We start from the raw sequence: 15,234 nt of genomic DNA, 5'->3' as shown, positions 1-15,234 counted from the left end.
GCTCAACGTAACAGGCTCCCACCGCCCGTCTGCCCGGCGCGCGCCGGATAGGACGTCAGCCAATCCTCACCCGGCACATGCGGGAAGCCCCTGAAATTCAGGAAGTTCCCGAACTTCAGCCGACAGGTCTCCGGCCGCTTGTCGCAGCCCGCCTCGATCCGCACCAGGTCGCCGGGGGCCACGGCGGCAGCCAGCCCCTGCCAAAGCTCCACGCTCCGGCCGATGCCTCCGATCCGGTCGTTCTTCACCACGCCCAGCAATCCCGCCGCATCCCCGCTCAGCACGCGCAGCCGTCCCCGCTCGAACCAGCGGTCATCGAACCCGGAAAGACCATGGAACCGGAACAGGCGCGCATCCTCGACAGCGCCGATCGGCGCCTCTACCGAATAGCCGGGCTGCGCCAGGTCGAACCGGCACTGGCCGTCACCCAGGACGGCAGAGCACTGCCGCTGGATCGCCCGTCCCTGTGGTCGGTTCAGCCCCTCGGTCAGACCGCGCAATTCGGCCTGAAACGCGCCGCCAGACCGCACGACCTCGCCGATATGGCCCCGGAACAGCACCATCCGCGCCGCGGGATCAGCCCAGTTCACCCGCCAGGCCGTCACCTCGGCCCCGTCATAGCGCCCCGCCAGAAGATCCGCCTCGGTCACGCCTGCAGCCGAAAGCGCGCCTTCCGCCTCGGTATTGTCCACCGACAATCCCGTCGTCTGTACCAGCACCCGCGCCGACAGGCCGGTCCCCGCCCGAAAGGTCACCCCGTCGAAGGCCAGATCGTCGTCATGGTCCGTGAAGCCCAGCACGACGCCGTCCGTGCGCACCAGGCGCCAGGCCCTGCAGACGGTCGTGGTTCCTCCGGCCAGATGCTCAAGAATCGCGCTCACAGCCGCAACTCCACCACGGGAACACTCGGCACTTCGCCCGCCTTGAACGACGCGACCGAGGTCTGGATACGGTCGGTGTCGAACCGCACCGGCACGTCGAACTCGAAACCGGCCGTGATCGCCGTGCCCAAATCCGGCGGCGCGACAAAGGTGACGGTGCCCGTCGCCGGATCGACCGTGAACTCCAGTGCCTCCACCTTTGCATCCCCCGCCACCGCGACCCGGACAGTGCCGGGCACGGGCTTGCGGATCGGGCGCACATAGGCCTGGTCGCCCGACCGATAGGTCTTGGACAGATCAAAGCTCACGCGCAGGCCGTCGCCCGTGCCGATCCGCTGATCCAGCGCAGATACGGCGCGTTTCGCCTCGGCAGACCGATAATCCGCCCAGTCCTTCCAGCGGAACCCGTAAAGCTGACCGCGCCGCGCCTCGAAGAACGCGATCAGTGCCTCCACATCGTCCAGGCTGCGCAGACCGACGCCTGCGTCATAGCGGCGGCGCGAATGCGCCCACGGGGTGTTGCGCTCCTCGAACCCGTTCTGCAGCGTCACGATCTCCGTCCGCCGCTCGGGTCCCCCGACCGACCCGAAGCTCAGGTTGGCCGGAAACCGAACCTCATGAAATCCCATCGTCCCCTCACCGGTTCCGCTGGCCGCGCGCCAGCGCCCGCGCGGCATCCGCAGCGATCTGGCTCTGACTGCGGCGGAAGCCCTGCACATCGGGTGTGGTGATGTTCATCACCACGGTGACCGGTCGGCCGCCACCCGCGGCCTGCACCCCCAGACGCCCGTCCGCCCCCCTCGCCAGCGGCATGATCGCCTCGGGTCCGGCCTCGCCCATCAGGCCGCGACCGCCGCGCATCGGAAACATCACGGGCGAACTGACGATGCCGCCGTTCGCGAATGGCATCACCCGCCCCTGGGTAAAGGCGCCGCCGCGCTCGAACGGCATGATGCCGGAAATCAACCCGTTTATCCCGCCGGCAATCGCCCCCCCGATCGCATTCTGAACGGGTCGCAGCGCCATGCTGTAGAATGTGTTGGCAATCGACTGGCCCAGCCCGCGCATCGCGTCGGACAGCTTCATCCCGTCGAACATCAGCCCGTCAAAGGCGCGCCGCAGCCCGCCGCCGATGCCGCTCGACAGCTGGCCAACCTCGCGCCCGGTCCAGACCATGCTGTCCCGCATCCGCGAAAGCTCGCCGTCAAAGGCCGCCGCAATCCCGGCCGCCGATCCCATCGTCGCCTCCAGCGCCGCAATCTGCGCCTCGAAGTCGTCCTGCTCCGCCATCGCATCCGTCCTTTCCACGATCCGGAAACGCGGCGGCCAGTTCGGCCAGCCGCGCGCGCGTCAGCGGGGCGACTGTCGCCTCCGCTCCCAGCATGATCCGCAGTTCCACGGGCGTCAGCCGCCAGAACACCTCGGGCGCCAGGCCGAGCCCGTGCAACCCCGCCCGCATCAGCCCCGCCCAGTCGATCCGCCGTCCGGGCACCCCGGTCCTCACGTCTCGCCAGGCACGGAAAACGCACGCGCCAGCAGCAGTGCCGCCACCCGCGCCGCCTCGACCGGCCCGCCCGCGATCTCGGCCGTCATCAGATCGGCCGCCGTCCCCTGCCAACCGCCACCGCGCAAACCCGCCACCACCAGCGACAGCACGTCTCGGGTCGAGAATCTCCCTTCCTCGAACCGCTCGGCCAGATCGACGAATGACCCGGCCTCAAGCGCCGCCTCCAGTTCGGCCAGGGCGCCCAGCGTCAGCCTTGCAACATGCGGCCGACCATCCAGCGTGATCGCCACCTCGCCCGCAAAGGGGTTCATCACAGCGCCGTGAAGGTCAGGGCGCCGGCCGATGCCATCGTCAGCTCATAGGTCGCCTCGCCGTTGTAGCTGCCCGCATATTCGATGGCCGATATCTGGAATGGCCCCTCGACCATCCCGAAGGACGGAATGACGACCTGGAACGCGGGCACCTCGCCGTCAAAGAAGATCTGGCGGGCCCGCGCATCCGTGGCCGCATCGCGGAATACCCCCGAACCCGAGATCGTCGCGGATTTCATGCCCGCCCCTGCCAGCAGTTCGCGCCACCCGCCCGCGCTTTCCAGGCTGGTCACGTCGACCGTCTCGGCGTTGAAGCTGATCCGCGTCGCCCGCAACCCCGCAATGGTCTCGAAGGTCGCATCCCCCGTCATGTCCAGCTTGACCAGAAGGTCCTTGCCGCTCTGCACCGCCATGTCTGTCTCCGATCTGTCTGCCACACCGGCCCCACTCCGGGGCGCCTCAAGGGATTGTCATGCCGGGCTAGATTTCGACCCTCGCCCGGAACGTCAGGTCGATCCGGCGGGCCGCGCCGCTGTCCAGCCGCCGCGCCGCCGCCCGCAGGAATCGCATCGACACCAGCCGGCCCCGCGACAGCACCAGCGTCGCGTCCGTCAGTTCATCCGACAGGGACACCGCGACCTCCTTCGCCGCCAGGAAACCGGCCGCGTCGGATATCACACTGATCGTCAGACGGTGCTCCGCGCCTCCGCCCGACCCGTCCGACGCATCCACGGCCTCCTCCGGCCCGATCAGCACGAACGTACCCCGACCCGCCCCTTTCGGCAGGGCATCGACCACCGGCACCCCGGCCAGCGCCGTTGCGCTGGAAAGCCTCTGCCAGATTGCCGCCTGCAGCGCCGCCGCCCCCGCATAGCTCATGCCGGTTCCTCCTCGCGCGCCGTGCAGACCAGATAGCGCCCCTCAGCATCTGCCTCGGTCACCGCCAGGATCGAAAAGACCCGGCCACCGGCCCGCAGCCGCTGGCCCGCGACCGGTCGCGATGGCGCGCCGACCGGGGTACCGCGCACCCAGACGCGGAATGACTGGCTTGAAAGCGCCACCTCGACCCCGGCGGCCTCTCGACCGGTTCCCGGCACGATGGCGCCCCACAACCGTCCGATCGGCAGCCATGTCCGGACGAAACCGCCGGCGCCGTCCGCGGATACCGCCTCGCCCTCCAGGTCGAGGGCACGGTTCAACCGCGGCGGCCTCATCGCGCACCCCCAAGGATACGCACCGTCCGCCAGCGCGCCACCAGCGCCTGAACCGCCTGCGGCAGCCCCTCGCCGTGGCGCATGCCGCCCTCGTGCCGCATCTCGTAATACTCCGCCGCCAGCAGAAAGACCGCCTGCGCCAGATCGGCCGGCACCGCGTCCCACGCGCCGAAGCCGGCGGTGAAATCGATCTCGATCCGCCCGCCGGATGGCACCATCGGCAACAGATGCCCGGCCGCCACGATTCGCGGCCGGTGGGCATCCGGTACCAGCCGCCAGCGGTCCACTGCGACGGTTGTCTCGGCACCCGCGGCGTCGACCAGGCGAACCGCGGCGACGGCCACCACCGGCGCCACAGGCAGCGGCTGTTCCCCCGCCTCGCGCCAGTCGGCCAGCGCCAGCCGGAAATCCCGCGCGATCAGCACCTTGGCAGTCCGGCCCTCGATGGTTGCAAGGGCCGCCCGCAGATAGCCCTCGGCCAGCCCGTCCTGCACCGCGTCATCCGCAAATCCCGATCCCAGGCGCAGATGATCCTTCAGCGCCGCCAGCGGCAGCGCCGCACCCGGCACCAGGCCGGTCTCTGTCAGATACATGGCAATCCCCGTTTCCCGTCCGCTCGATTGAACCCGGGCGCGCGCCCCGCACCGCTCGGACGGAGGGAGCTGCTAGACGGCACGGTCGGGGCAAGCCCCCGCGCGCGCCCGGCGTCCGGCGTCAGATGACGCCGGACATCGCTACGCCAGTCACGAAGTGGCGAAACGCAGCAGCTTGATCGCCGCGAAGTCGGTCACGTCCCCGCCCACACGCTTCGAGGCGTAGAACAGGACATGCGGCTTGGCGCTGAACGGGTCGCGCAGGATGCGCAGGTCCGGGCGTTCGGCGATGGTGTATCCGGCCGCGAAGTCGCCGAAGGCAATCGCGAAGGCGTTCGCCGCGATGTCGGGCATGTCCTCGGCGATCAGGACGGGATAGCCCATCAGGCGCGGGGGCTCGCCGGCCTGCAGGCTGTCCGACCACAGGAACCGGCCGTCCGCGTCCTTCATCTTCCGCACCGCACCGGCGGTCTTGGAATTCATCACGAAGGACGCATTGGCGCGATAGTCGGCGCCCAGCGCATAGACCAGGTTGACGATGCAGTCGGCCGCATTGACCGCCGGGAAATCCCCCGCCGCACCCGAGGGCACATAGCCGAGGTTTCCCCAGGTCCAGGATGCGTTGGCGACCTTCGTCGGCAGCAGGAACCCGCGCGGCTTGTCCACGCCATCGCCCGACACGAAGGCCGCGGCCTCCGCCCGGATGAACCGCGTGGCGATCTTGCCGGCCAGCCAGCCCTCGACATCGAAGGCACTGTCGTCCAGCAGGCGCTGGCTGGCCTTCGGCATCGCCGAAAGCTCGTGCAGCTTGATCGAGATGCGCTCGATGGTGGGGGTCGCGGTCTCGGTCTGGGGGCCTGCCTCGGTCGCCCAGCCGGACCCGACCTCGCTCCGGTCGATCAGCACGTCGAAGCTCGTGGCCTCGACCTGCACGACATTGGCGATGGCCCGGATCGACGCCGTCGACACCAGCATCGACCGGATCGTGTCCGCCGTCTGCGGATCGACCAGATAGCCCCCATCCGCCGCCACTGCGGTGGACATGGCCTTGCCCTCAAGGACAAGGCCACGCAGGCCGTCGTCATCGCCCGACCGCAGATAGGCGCCAAAGGCCTTCTTGTGCGGCACATCCTGTTCGGCCGCGGCGGAAAGCACCGGGCGTCCGTAGTGGGTGGTCTTGCGGTCCAGCATGGTCATGCGCTCGTCCTGTTGTTGCAACGCAGTCTTCACTTCGGCATGGAAGCGTTGGAATTCGCTCAGAAATCCGGTCATGGCGACAGTCACGTCCTCACCCGGATCACGGGCGCGGGGCAGCCCTTCCCCGGCCCGGGCCTTGCACTCGGTCATCGTTCTTTCCCTCAGGTTGGTCGTGATCGGGCCTCAGCGCCCGGCCAGCATCCGCCGCGCATCCTCCAGGATCGCGGCCAGGTCACGCCAGGCGGCGGCGTCAGGCGTCTCGCCCTTCGCCGCAACCCGCGCCTCCGGCAGCATCGGAAAGGTCACCAGCGACACTTCCCAAAGCTCCAGTTCCGACAGCAGGCGCTGTCCCTTCGCGTCACGCTCTGCCCGGACCGTGCGATACCCGATCGACAGACCGTCGATCGCCCCCGCACCCAGCAGTGCCATGGCCTCGCGCCCCTGGGCCACGTCGGTCAGGATGCGACCCTTCACCCACAGGCCGCGCTCATCCTCGCGCACGTCGTCCCACACGCCGATGGGTTGTGCGGGGTCGTGCTGCCACAGCATCTTCACCCGCCGCCCCGCCGCCCCAAGCGCCTTCAGCGAGGCGCCATAGGCCCCCCGCTGCACCACATCGCCGCCCTGGTCACGCTGCCCGAACAGGCTCGCATAGCCCTCGATCCCGGCCTCGCCGGTGACGGTGAACGCCGCGCCGGTCTGGAACTTCAGTTCCGGCGCGCCGCATATCTGGTATCGTCCCATCTGCCTCACCTCATCGCCGCCCTGATCAGGGCCTCGGCGCCCTGCGTCAGCAGGAAGGCCGCCACCCCGTAAACCCCCAGCCAGATGCGCCGTTCCAGCCGCTCCAGCGTGCCCTCGATCTGCGCAAGCCGGTATTCCAGCGCGCCCCATCGCTCCTCGGCAACCCGTTCGTTCGCCTCGATCCGTGCCTGCGCCGCATCGAAGCTGTCGAACAGGTAGCGCGATCCCCCGGTCACCCGCCGCGTCATGCCTGTTCCGCCAGCGGCGGCAGGCCCAGCAGCGCGCGCTTTTCGCCCAGGCTCAGGAAATCCGCAGCCGCCACCCGCGCCCATTGCTGGTCGCGCTCGACCGCCAGCGCGGGCACCTGGTCCAGATCGGGCCGCAACTCGATCGCCTCGCCGGTGAAACCCTGCAGCCAGTGCGAAATCGCCCCGGTGACCTTGGCCGCCAGCGGCAGCACCGTCAGGCGGAAGAAGGCCCTGTTGGCCTCCTGATAATTCGCATAGGTCGCATCGCCCGGTATCCCCATCAGCATCGGCGGCACGCCGAAGGCGATGGCGATCTCCCGCGCCGCGCTTTCCTTGGTGCGGTGGAATTCCATGTCGCTGGGCGAGAACCCCATGGGTTTCCAGTCCAGCCCGCCCTCCAGCAGCATCGGACGCCCCGCGTTGCGCGCGCCCTGATGGTTCGCCTCCATCTCGGACACCAGCCGGTCATACTGTTCGGCGCTCAGCCCTGCCGCCCCGTCCGCCCCCTTGTAGACGATGGCGCCGCTCGGCCGCGCCGCATTGTCCAGCAGCGCCTTCGACCAGCGCGCAGCGCTGGCATGCACGTCGATGGCCACCGCGGCAGCCTGCAACGGTGAAAACCCGTAGTGGTCGTCCTGCGGATGAAACGCCCGTACGTGGCACAGCGGCGCCACCGCGCCGGTCATGTCGAACCGGTGCTTGCGCCCGGCCACCGCATAGTCATAGGCCACCGGCCAGCCATCGGCCCCCGGAACCACCGCCACCCGGTCCGATCGCAGCACATGCAGCTCGACCGGCAGCGCCCCAGACCCCGGAACCGCCTCCAGATAGGCGTTTCCCGACAGCAGCAACTGGCCATAGACCGCCTCCAGCAGCTCGGCCCGCCCCTGCCCCGGGTTCGGGCGGCGGATCAGGTCGATCACCGGGTGCGTCTCGTAGCGGCGGGCACAATCCTGCAGCACCAGCGGCAGCGCCGCCGCAGCCTCGGCGATCAGCTTGACGGCCCGGAACCCGATGGGATTGCCCAGAAACCCCGTGCGCGTCAGGCTTGTCGTGTCGCGCGGGCTCCACGCGACCCTGCCCCCGGCCGCAAGGGCCACCACCCGCCCGGTGGCCGAGGCCTTGGCCTCCGGCGCGGCATCGCCGGGCATGCCTCGATCGCCCGCCGGGGCCGCACCGCCCCGCCGCAGAAAGTCGAACACCATGTCGGATGTCTCCTGTTGTCCGCCAGGGGCATCGCCCCCGGCCGTCCTCCTGGCCGATCGCCCCGCCCCGGTGCGATCACATGTAGCGCAGGCGCGGCACGCCGACGGGGGTCTTGCCCGCCGGCTCGATGATCAGATCGGTCAGCGCCCAGACCAGCGCATCCACGCGGTCGGGCGATCCCGACCCCTTGAAGCCCTGCACCGTCATGCGGCACATCTGGTCCTCCAGCAGGGCAAGACCGCGCCGGTGCTTCACCCGCCCCTGCTCGTACAGGGCGGCCACCGGTTCGGCGCGCACGCGCTTGTCCTTCGACGCATGCACCTTGCGGATCGGCAGCGCGCCATGAACGCTGTTCAGCACGCTCGCCACCATGTCGCCGCCCATGTTCACCTCGGCCACCACGCGGTCGGCACGGTGGCGCTCGTACGCCGAGGCGACGGCCCGCGCCCACCCCTCCGGTGACACGCCCTGCACGCTGGCATCCTCCAGAACGACGGCCCGCCAGTGCTGCACCTCGCCCCGGCACTGCACGCCCGCCACCACGATGCCGCAGGTGTCGGCCTTTTCCTTGCCGCTCGCCGGCGGGTCCACGGCCACGACAATCCGGTCGAACCCCTCATCCTCGCCCGGCCGCGCCTCGGCGGCGGCGATCATCGCGGTCGTCCACAATGCCCCTTCGGCATCCTCGATCAGTTCGCCGCCCAGTTCCTGCCGCCCGTTCCGCGTTCCGCCATAGCGCTGATACACTTCCCGCAGGAAGCTCTCGGCCAGGTAGGCGCGGTTGGCCTCGGTCGGCGCATGCGTCAGCACGGTCGAGGGGTTCCGCAGGATCGCCTTCAGAACAGGCACGTTCTGCGGCGTCGTCGTCACCACCGCGCGCGGATCATCCCCCAGCCGCAGTGCGAACTGCAACTGGTCCCAGGCTTCCTCACCCCGGTGCCACTTCGCCAGTTCGTCCACCCAGGCCGCATCGAACTGCGGCCCCCGCAGGTTGTCCGGGTCATGCGCCGAAAACACCTGCGCAACCGCGCCGTTCGGCCAGACCAGGCGCTTCCGCGTCGCTTCCCACTCCGGCCGCCGGTCCGGGGGCGAACAGGCAAGGATGCCGCTGTCCCCCATCACCATCACCTCGCGCACCTGCTCGATCGTCTCGCCCACCAGCGCCACGCGCCGCGCCCTGCCGGCGTCCATGGGCCGTGCGCCCTCCACCTGCGCACGCACCCATTCGGCACCGGCGCGGGTCTTGCCCGCGCCGCGCCCCCCCATGATCACCCAGGTCCGCCACACCCCCTCGGGCGGCAGCTGATGCGGCAGGGCCCAGAACTCGAACAGCCATGGCAGGGCCAGAAGCGCATTCTCGCCAAGCCCCGCCAGAAAGCCGTCAATCGCCTCCGGCGTCGCGGAGGCAAGCCAGACGGCGCCCGACTTCATTGCGCGCGGCGTCCATGTCGATGGCATAGCCGTGGACGATTCCGGCTGCCTGTCTGCGGAGTTTTTCAACCCGAGCCCTCTCTTCCTGCACCAGATGGAATGCGGCCTTGAGGTCGCGCACGGCGGCCAGCGCCGTTTTCGCCTCTTCGATCCGCCCCTCCTTCACCGCGGTCAGCGCCTGCGCCAGGGCCAGCGCCGCCTCGGTGAACTGCTCCTCCGTAAAGGCCAGCAGGTCGATCTGCTGGCCCAGGTCCCCTTCTGCGAAGGTGATCGTCATCTTGCCTGTTGCCCCGCCTCTCATGCCTGTTCCGCACGAGCGAAATGAAAAAGCGGCGCCGGGGTCACCCCCCGTGCCGCTTGCCCACCTCTTCTAGCATGTCACAAGGTATGCCCGAAACCGTGCGCCGGGTCAAGATAAAAACGCATGCAGATCAAATGCTTAGCGTGCTTCGCGTTTACCTTCCGTTAAACCTTCGCAGAAAACCCAGCCACACCAGCGTCTTGGCCTCAATCGGTCTGCACCCCGGTTGCCGCCTCGGCCGCACCGCGCTGCCGCTCGATCTCGCGCCAGCGGGCCACGTTCTCGTTGTGCTCGGCCAGCGTCACGGCAAAGGCATGGCCGCCGCTGCCATCCGCCACGAAAAAGATGTAGGGCGTGGAATCGGGGTTCAGCGCCGCCTCGATGCTGGCTCGGCCCGGATTCGCGATGGGCGTCGGCGGCAGCCCGTCGATCACATAGGTGTTGTAGGGCGTCGCGCGCCGCAACTCGCTCTGCCGAAGGCCCCGCCCCAGCACGCCCTGGCCGTTGGTGACGCCATAGATCACCGTCGGGTCGGTCTGCAATTTCATGCCCCGCACCAGCCGGTTGACGAACACGCTGGCCACCTGGCCGCGCTCCTGCGGCACGCCGGTTTCCTTCTCGATGATCGACGCCATCACCAGCGCCTCCTCGGGCGTCTGGTAGGGCAGCCCCTCGGCGCGCGCGGTCCAGAGATCGGCCAGAATCCGCGTCTGCCGTTCCTGCATCTGCGCGACAAGCTGCACCCGGTCGCCACCGCGCGCCACCTCATAGCTGTCAGGCGCAAGGCTGCCCTCGGGCGGCGTGGCGGCCACCGTTCCTTCCAGGAAATCCGCGCGCTTCAGCGCTTCGACCACCTGCCAGACCGTCGTGCCTTCGGCCACCGTCACCCGGAACCGCAGGTCACGGTCGTCGGCCGCATCCACATAGACCTGGGGGGCGGCCTCGGTGGCAGGGTCCCATTTCGCCACCTCGACATAGCGCGCCGTCGCCGGGTCAAGCTCGCGCAGCAGCACGTCGTTCGAGTTGACCCCGATCCGGAAGTTCACCTCGCGCCCGCAGGTCGACTGCCCCCCGACCGTCAGCGCATCCAGCACCTGACCCATCGTGGCATGGGGCATCAGCAGGTAGGACCCGAACTTGAGATCGGACTCGCGGTCGGCATAGTCCGCCCCGATCCGGAAGATCCGCGCATCCGCGATCACGCCCTGCGCCTCCAGCGCGCGGCTTACCTGGCTCAACGACGCGCCACGGTCCACGCGGAAACACACCGCATCGGTCAGCGGGCCCGGGCCATTGTACATTTCGCGACCCCAGGCCAGAATCCCGGCCGCCACCACCAGCAGGACGATGATCAGCGTCAGGAAATTCGAGGCCAGCGCGCGCCACATCAGCTTGGCCCCCGCCCCAGCACCAGGCTCGCGTTGGTGCCGCCGAACCCGAAGGAATTGGACAGCGCCACATCTATCCTGCGCCGCACCGCCGCGTTCGGTGCCAGGTCCAGCACCGGCTGCACGGCGGGATTGTCAAGGTTGATCGTCGGCGGCGCGACCTGATCACGGATCGCCAGCACGCAGAAGATCGCCTCGACCGCGCCCGCCGCGCCCAGCAGATGCCCGATCGACGACTTCGTCGAACTCATCGTCGCCTTCGCCGCCGCCTCGCCCATCAGCCGCTCCACAGCGCCCAGTTCGATCGTGTCCGCCATGGTCGATGTGCCATGGGCGTTGATGTAGTCCACGGCCCCGGGCGCCAGCCCGGCGCGGTCAAGCGCCATTGCCATCGACCGGAACCCCCCCTCGCCATCCTCGGACGGGGCGGTGATGTGGTGGGCATCGCCTGAAAGCCCATAGCCCAGAACCTCGGCATAGATCCGGGCACCCCGGGCCACCGCATGCTCATGGGCTTCCAGTACCACCACGCCCGCACCCTCGCCCATCACGAAGCCGTCACGGTCGGCGTCATAGGGGCGGCTGGCGCGTGCCGGGTCGTCGGCCCGCTTGGTCGACAGCGCCTTGCAGGCGTTGAACCCGGCGATGCCGATCTCGGAAATCGGGCTTTCCGCGCCGCCGGCGACCATCACGTCGGCATCGCCCCACTGGATCAGCCGCGCCGCATCGCCGATGGCATGGGCGCCGGTCGAACAGGCGGTGACGACCGCGTGGTTCGGCCCCTTGAACCCGAAGCGGATCGACACCTGCCCCGACACCAGATTGATCAGCGCGCCGGGAATGAAGAACGGAGAGACCCGCCTGGGCCCCTTCTCCTTGATCAGCACGGCGGTCTCGGCAATCGAGGTCAGACCGCCGATCCCCGATCCGATCATCACGCCGGTGCGCAGCTTTTCGGCGTCGGACAGGCTGTCGATGCCCGCATCCTTCACCGCCTGCTCTGCGGCGGCCATCCCGTACAGGATGAAGTCATCCACCTTGCGGCGATCCTTGGGCTCCATCCACTCGTCGGGATTGAACGTTCCGTCGCTGCCGTCGCCGAAGGGAATCTCGCAGGCGTATTTGGTGGCCACGTTCTCGGGGTCGAACCGCGTGATCGTCCGCGCGCCCGATTGCCCGGCAAGCAGACGGCCCCAGGTGGGCTCCACGCCGCAACCCAGCGGCGTGACCATCCCAAGGCCCGTGATCACAACCCGCCGCATGCCCGCCCCCGCCGCTGCCCGAAATCCGCCCGCCTGATACTACGCGTGCCAACAGGGCGCAACTGCGGGGCCGAGGGCGGGCGGTCCGCCGCCCGCCGGGCCGCAACCGGTCAACTGCCGTAAAAGAACTCCTCGCGCACGATCCGGCCATCCGCGACGTGATAGACCGCGACCTCGCGCATCTGCATGCGCTGCCCGGTCTGGCGGTTCTCCACGTCCATGTCGAAGATCACCGCGAACCGGTCGTCGCCGTGGGTGAAGGGCCCCTCCACCGCGCCGCCGTGGACGATGTGGGCACCTTCCCACCACGCATGCTTGCCCAGGATGGCGTCGAGCCCCGAAACGGCAGCCCCCTGGCCGTCCATGTCCGCGCCCTCGACCGAGACGGCGTCGGGGGCATAGAGCAGGCGCAGATTCTCCTTCTCGCGGCCCTCGCGGCAACCGGCGACAAGCGCGTTCGCAATCTCGATCAGCGTCATGGCGACTCTCCCTGATGTTCGCTTTATGTTCCCATCATGCCATGCTCGGATGACGCCGCCAAGACAGTTGCGCGGTGCGGGTCAGAGAAACACGAAATCCCCGGCACCAAAGGTTGTCAGGCCATCCGCCGTGGTGAACTGCAGCGTCGCGATCAGCACCGCCGCCCCCGCGCCGTTGCCGTCGGCGTCAAAGAACACACGCCCCGCGCCTCCCCCTGCATTGTCGAACAGCAACTGCGCCGCGCCGTTTGCCGCGGGGGTCGCATTGGCACTGCCCGTGAAGCGCGCCGCAATGTTGCCTGCGTCGATGTCGCCGAACGCGTCCAGCACCAGCCCGATCCTGTCCACACCGGGGGTGAAGTCGCGCACCCGGTTGTTGTTCCCCGCGGCGTCGAAGACGAAGGTATCGGCGCCAAGCCCCCCCACCAGCGTATCGGCCCCGCCGCGACCGAACAGGATGTCGTCACCCGCCCCGCCGACCAGCCGGTTCGCGGCCGCATCGCCCGCAAGAAAGTCGTTGCCCTGGCTTCCCGTCAGATTCTCGATGCCCGTGAAGGTGTTGCCGTCGGGCGCAAACGCGGCCAGCGCGGCCAGCGGGTCGAAACTGCCCGTCAGATCGGCATAGACCCCTTCCTGGTTCGCACCGATCTGGGTGCGGGCATAGCTGGCCGTGTCGTTTCCGGCGTCTCCCGCGATCACATTGCCCGTGCCCGTGACAAAGATCACGTCGTTGCCGTCGCCACCAAAGACCAGGTCATCGCCGTCGCCGGTGACCAGCGTATCGTTGCCTGCACCGCCGAACATCGAATCGTCGCCCGCACCGCCGTCGATCACGTCGTTGCCATCGCCGCCCTGCAGCAGGTCGTTGTCCGCCCCGCCGCGGATGGTGTCGTCGCCGAGGCCCCCGAACAGCACGTCCGCCCCGGCCCCACCGAACATCAGGTCGTTGTTCTGGCCGCCGTCCAGCGTATCGGCGCCCTGTCCGCCCTCCAGCGTGTCATCGCCGTTGCCGCCGATCAGGCTGTCGTCGCCCGCCCGCCCGACGACATGGTCGGCGCCCCCGCCCGCATGCAGCACATTGGCGCCCGCCGTGCCAAAAAGGACGTCGGCGCCATTGCCGGTGGTCAGGTTCTCGATGCTGTCCAGATACGGCCCGCCCGGAAACGCGTTGCTGTTCGCCAGGTCGATCGTCCGGGCGATGTTCCCGGTCATCACCACGGCGTCGCTGCCCGCGCCGCCGAAGATCGTGTCGTTCGCGTTCACCGAAAGGAACGTGTCGTCAAACGCCGAACCGACATAGGCATCGGCTCCCGCCGATGCGGTCACCGTCACCCCGGTCACGCGCGGGTCGACGATCAGGCGGAACACGTCGCTGCCCATCAGCCCGTTCGGCGCGCTGTAGGTCACCGCCACGCGACCGTCCGCCAGCATCGTGGCCAGGATCGTCAGGCCTTGCAGCTCTGAAAGCTGGCCGATGGCGCGCAGCAGCGTCGCAGCCGCCTCGATGTTTCCGGTATGTGCATTGTAGACCGAGGCATAGATGCCCGACTGACCCGTGAAGGTGCCGTTGCCCCTGAACGCCCCCCATATCATCAGGATGCGCCCGTCGCCGAGGTTGACCATCTCGCGGGCGGTGATCGTGGCATCGACCAGCGTGCCGGTGCCGGTGATCTGGGCCGCGACGACGGTCGGACCAATGGCATACCCCGCCAGGTTCGTGCCGTCGTCGAAGGTCGCGGTCAGCCGCGGCAGGTGCGAGTTCGTGACACTGCTCATGATCACATAGAGACCCGGCTGCAGCAGCAGGATGTCCGTGGCAGTGGAGAAGGGGCCGCCCGCGATGCTGGAGCCCGATGGATCGATCACCGTGCCGTTCGTCCCGTTCGAGACAAGCGCGAAGTCATGGGTCGGGTTGGTCGTCGCGACGACCTCGCGCACGCTTGTCCCGGCGGTGAATGTCGTGATGATGCTGGTCGAGGTCAGGGACGACTGGGTGGGGTCGGCGGTCGAAACGCGCAGCACGCCATCGGCCGTGGAATAGGTCACGCGGACCACATCGCCCGTCGTCGCATCAAGCTGCGCGCCATTGACCGTCGTGCCGGGAATGCTGAGCCCGAGGAAACTGGTCTGCGCCAGGGTCACCGGGTCGACGTGGCGCACCTGAATGAAGCTTGAGAAACTGAACGCGAAGACGATGGTGCCGGCTGCGGTCAGTTCCAGATCGTGCAGCGTGCCACCGGTGATGTTCGTGTCGATCACCGCGCCGACAGCCGAGCCCAGCGCGTCGTAGCGCTGCATCCAGATCTTGCCCCCGGTCGAGAGCGGGTCATTCCACATGACGATGAAATCGCCGTTGGGCAGCGCCAGGGTCTTGGCGTTCGACTGTTCGCCCGCCAGCCCGGCAGTGTTCACGATGGATGGCGGCACGGTCACGGTCACGGTCATGGGAAATCTCCTTGATCAAAAATTGAC

19 protein-coding genes are annotated in these 15,234 nt (G+C 68.7%); all 19 read right to left on the bottom strand.

The genetic code is table 11. The annotated features are described in order from the left end of the window. Positions 1 to 2 precede the first annotated feature (2 nt). Positions 3 to 881 carry a DUF2163 domain-containing protein gene (locus tag KF887_10640; GenBank protein ID QYK39928.1) on the bottom strand — a complete coding sequence of 293 codons (879 nt, stop codon included), beginning with the start codon at positions 879 to 881 and terminating at the stop codon, positions 3 to 5. Beyond that, on the bottom strand, positions 878 to 1,510 hold the full coding sequence (locus KF887_10635) for a DUF2460 domain-containing protein (protein ID QYK39927.1): 633 nt from the start codon (positions 1,508 to 1,510) through the stop codon (positions 878 to 880). The genes KF887_10640 and KF887_10635 overlap by 4 nt, the downstream gene beginning before the upstream one ends. A 7-nt stretch (positions 1,511 to 1,517) precedes the next feature. Next, positions 1,518 to 2,171 (bottom strand): phage tail tape measure protein, encoded by a 654-nt coding sequence (locus KF887_10630; GenBank protein QYK39926.1) that lies wholly within the window; start codon positions 2,169 to 2,171, stop codon positions 1,518 to 1,520. Continuing rightward, entirely contained in the window at positions 2,086 to 2,340 is a 255-nt protein-coding gene (locus KF887_10625; protein ID QYK43522.1) for a phage tail assembly chaperone, read from the bottom strand. The genes KF887_10630 and KF887_10625 overlap by 86 nt, the downstream gene beginning before the upstream one ends. Before the next feature lie 41 nt (positions 2,341 to 2,381). After that, positions 2,382 to 2,702, bottom strand: a complete 321-nt coding sequence (locus KF887_10620) for a gene transfer agent family protein (protein ID QYK39925.1) — start codon at positions 2,700 to 2,702, stop codon at positions 2,382 to 2,384. Continuing rightward, entirely contained in the window at positions 2,699 to 3,112 is a 414-nt protein-coding gene (locus KF887_10615) for a phage major tail protein, TP901-1 family (GenBank protein QYK39924.1), read from the bottom strand. Before KF887_10615 ends, KF887_10620 begins: the two co-directional genes overlap by 4 nt. 67 nt (positions 3,113 to 3,179) lie before the next feature. Next, positions 3,180 to 3,578, bottom strand: coding sequence for a DUF3168 domain-containing protein (locus KF887_10610; GenBank protein QYK39923.1), 399 nt, complete (start codon positions 3,576 to 3,578; stop codon positions 3,180 to 3,182). Beyond that, the gene (locus KF887_10605; GenBank protein ID QYK39922.1) at positions 3,575 to 3,913 is read right to left on the bottom strand and encodes a head-tail adaptor protein; all 339 of its coding nucleotides are present in this window, start codon (positions 3,911 to 3,913) and stop codon (positions 3,575 to 3,577) included. Before KF887_10605 ends, KF887_10610 begins: the two co-directional genes overlap by 4 nt. Continuing rightward, positions 3,910 to 4,506: a hypothetical protein gene (locus KF887_10600; protein ID QYK39921.1), complete on the bottom strand. Its 597-nt coding sequence runs from the start codon at positions 4,504 to 4,506 to the stop codon at positions 3,910 to 3,912. Before KF887_10600 ends, KF887_10605 begins: the two co-directional genes overlap by 4 nt. Before the next feature lie 150 nt (positions 4,507 to 4,656). Then, positions 4,657 to 5,853, bottom strand: coding sequence for a phage major capsid protein (locus KF887_10595; protein QYK39920.1), 1,197 nt, complete (start codon positions 5,851 to 5,853; stop codon positions 4,657 to 4,659). Positions 5,854 to 5,886: 33 nt separating this feature from the next. Then, on the bottom strand, positions 5,887 to 6,447 hold the full coding sequence (locus tag KF887_10590; GenBank protein ID QYK39919.1) for an HK97 family phage prohead protease: 561 nt from the start codon (positions 6,445 to 6,447) through the stop codon (positions 5,887 to 5,889). A gap of 5 nt (positions 6,448 to 6,452) precedes the next feature. Then, positions 6,453 to 6,695: a hypothetical protein gene (locus KF887_10585; protein ID QYK39918.1), complete on the bottom strand. Its 243-nt coding sequence runs from the start codon at positions 6,693 to 6,695 to the stop codon at positions 6,453 to 6,455. Then, positions 6,692 to 7,900 carry a phage portal protein gene (locus KF887_10580; GenBank protein ID QYK39917.1) on the bottom strand — a complete coding sequence of 403 codons (1,209 nt, stop codon included), beginning with the start codon at positions 7,898 to 7,900 and terminating at the stop codon, positions 6,692 to 6,694. The genes KF887_10585 and KF887_10580 overlap by 4 nt, the downstream gene beginning before the upstream one ends. A 76-nt stretch (positions 7,901 to 7,976) precedes the next feature. Continuing rightward, positions 7,977 to 9,332 carry a DNA-packaging protein gene (locus KF887_10575; GenBank protein ID QYK39916.1) on the bottom strand — a complete coding sequence of 452 codons (1,356 nt, stop codon included), beginning with the start codon at positions 9,330 to 9,332 and terminating at the stop codon, positions 7,977 to 7,979. Next, positions 9,283 to 9,609: a hypothetical protein gene (locus KF887_10570; protein QYK39915.1), complete on the bottom strand. Its 327-nt coding sequence runs from the start codon at positions 9,607 to 9,609 to the stop codon at positions 9,283 to 9,285. Before KF887_10570 ends, KF887_10575 begins: the two co-directional genes overlap by 50 nt. A gap of 230 nt (positions 9,610 to 9,839) precedes the next feature. Further along, on the bottom strand, positions 9,840 to 11,021 hold the full coding sequence (mltG, locus tag KF887_10565) for an endolytic transglycosylase MltG (GenBank protein QYK39914.1): 1,182 nt from the start codon (positions 11,019 to 11,021) through the stop codon (positions 9,840 to 9,842). Further along, positions 11,021 to 12,283, bottom strand: coding sequence for a beta-ketoacyl-ACP synthase II (gene fabF, locus KF887_10560; GenBank protein QYK39913.1), 1,263 nt, complete (start codon positions 12,281 to 12,283; stop codon positions 11,021 to 11,023). Before fabF ends, mltG begins: the two co-directional genes overlap by 1 nt. A gap of 110 nt (positions 12,284 to 12,393) precedes the next feature. Beyond that, entirely contained in the window at positions 12,394 to 12,762 is a 369-nt protein-coding gene (locus tag KF887_10555) for a nuclear transport factor 2 family protein (protein QYK39912.1), read from the bottom strand. Positions 12,763 to 12,843: 81 nt separating this feature from the next. Next, positions 12,844 to 15,207: a hypothetical protein gene (locus KF887_10550; GenBank protein ID QYK39911.1), complete on the bottom strand. Its 2,364-nt coding sequence runs from the start codon at positions 15,205 to 15,207 to the stop codon at positions 12,844 to 12,846. Positions 15,208 to 15,234: the final 27 nt, after the last annotated feature.

It is taken from the genome of Paracoccaceae bacterium (assembly GCA_019454225.1).
Taxonomy (GTDB): Bacteria; Pseudomonadota; Alphaproteobacteria; order Rhodobacterales; family Rhodobacteraceae.
This window is presented reverse-complemented; position numbering and strand designations above follow the sequence as displayed.

What these genes read in the sequence shown, in the direction of transcription:
- KF887_10585 (QYK39918.1), bottom strand. Translation starts at nt 6,695, where the DNA reads ATGACGCGGCGGGTGACCGGGGGATCGCGCTACCTGTTCGACAGCTTC.
- KF887_10630 (QYK39926.1), bottom strand. Translation starts at nt 2,171, where the DNA reads ATGGCGGAGCAGGACGACTTCGAGGCGCAGATTGCGGCGCTGGAGGCG.
- KF887_10600 (QYK39921.1), bottom strand. Translation starts at nt 4,506, where the DNA reads ATGTATCTGACAGAGACCGGCCTGGTGCCGGGTGCGGCGCTGCCGCTG.
- KF887_10615 (QYK39924.1), bottom strand. Translation starts at nt 3,112, where the DNA reads ATGGCGGTGCAGAGCGGCAAGGACCTTCTGGTCAAGCTGGACATGACG.
- KF887_10595 (QYK39920.1), bottom strand. Translation starts at nt 5,853, where the DNA reads ATGACCGAGTGCAAGGCCCGGGCCGGGGAAGGGCTGCCCCGCGCCCGT.
- KF887_10625 (QYK43522.1), bottom strand. Translation starts at nt 2,340, where the DNA reads ATGCGGGCGGGGTTGCACGGGCTCGGCCTGGCGCCCGAGGTGTTCTGG.
- KF887_10635 (QYK39927.1), bottom strand. Translation starts at nt 1,510, where the DNA reads ATGGGATTTCATGAGGTTCGGTTTCCGGCCAACCTGAGCTTCGGGTCG.
- mltG (QYK39914.1), bottom strand. Translation starts at nt 11,021, where the DNA reads ATGTGGCGCGCGCTGGCCTCGAATTTCCTGACGCTGATCATCGTCCTG.
- KF887_10570 (QYK39915.1), bottom strand. Translation starts at nt 9,609, where the DNA reads ATGACGATCACCTTCGCAGAAGGGGACCTGGGCCAGCAGATCGACCTG.
- KF887_10605 (QYK39922.1), bottom strand. Translation starts at nt 3,913, where the DNA reads ATGAGGCCGCCGCGGTTGAACCGTGCCCTCGACCTGGAGGGCGAGGCG.
- fabF (QYK39913.1), bottom strand. Translation starts at nt 12,283, where the DNA reads ATGCGGCGGGTTGTGATCACGGGCCTTGGGATGGTCACGCCGCTGGGT.
- KF887_10555 (QYK39912.1), bottom strand. Translation starts at nt 12,762, where the DNA reads ATGACGCTGATCGAGATTGCGAACGCGCTTGTCGCCGGTTGCCGCGAG.
- KF887_10590 (QYK39919.1), bottom strand. Translation starts at nt 6,447, where the DNA reads ATGGGACGATACCAGATATGCGGCGCGCCGGAACTGAAGTTCCAGACC.
- KF887_10575 (QYK39916.1), bottom strand. Translation starts at nt 9,332, where the DNA reads ATGAAGTCGGGCGCCGTCTGGCTTGCCTCCGCGACGCCGGAGGCGATT.
- KF887_10610 (QYK39923.1), bottom strand. Translation starts at nt 3,578, where the DNA reads ATGAGCTATGCGGGGGCGGCGGCGCTGCAGGCGGCAATCTGGCAGAGG.
- KF887_10550 (QYK39911.1), bottom strand. Translation starts at nt 15,207, where the DNA reads ATGACCGTGACCGTGACCGTGCCGCCATCCATCGTGAACACTGCCGGG.
- KF887_10580 (QYK39917.1), bottom strand. Translation starts at nt 7,900, where the DNA reads ATGGTGTTCGACTTTCTGCGGCGGGGCGGTGCGGCCCCGGCGGGCGAT.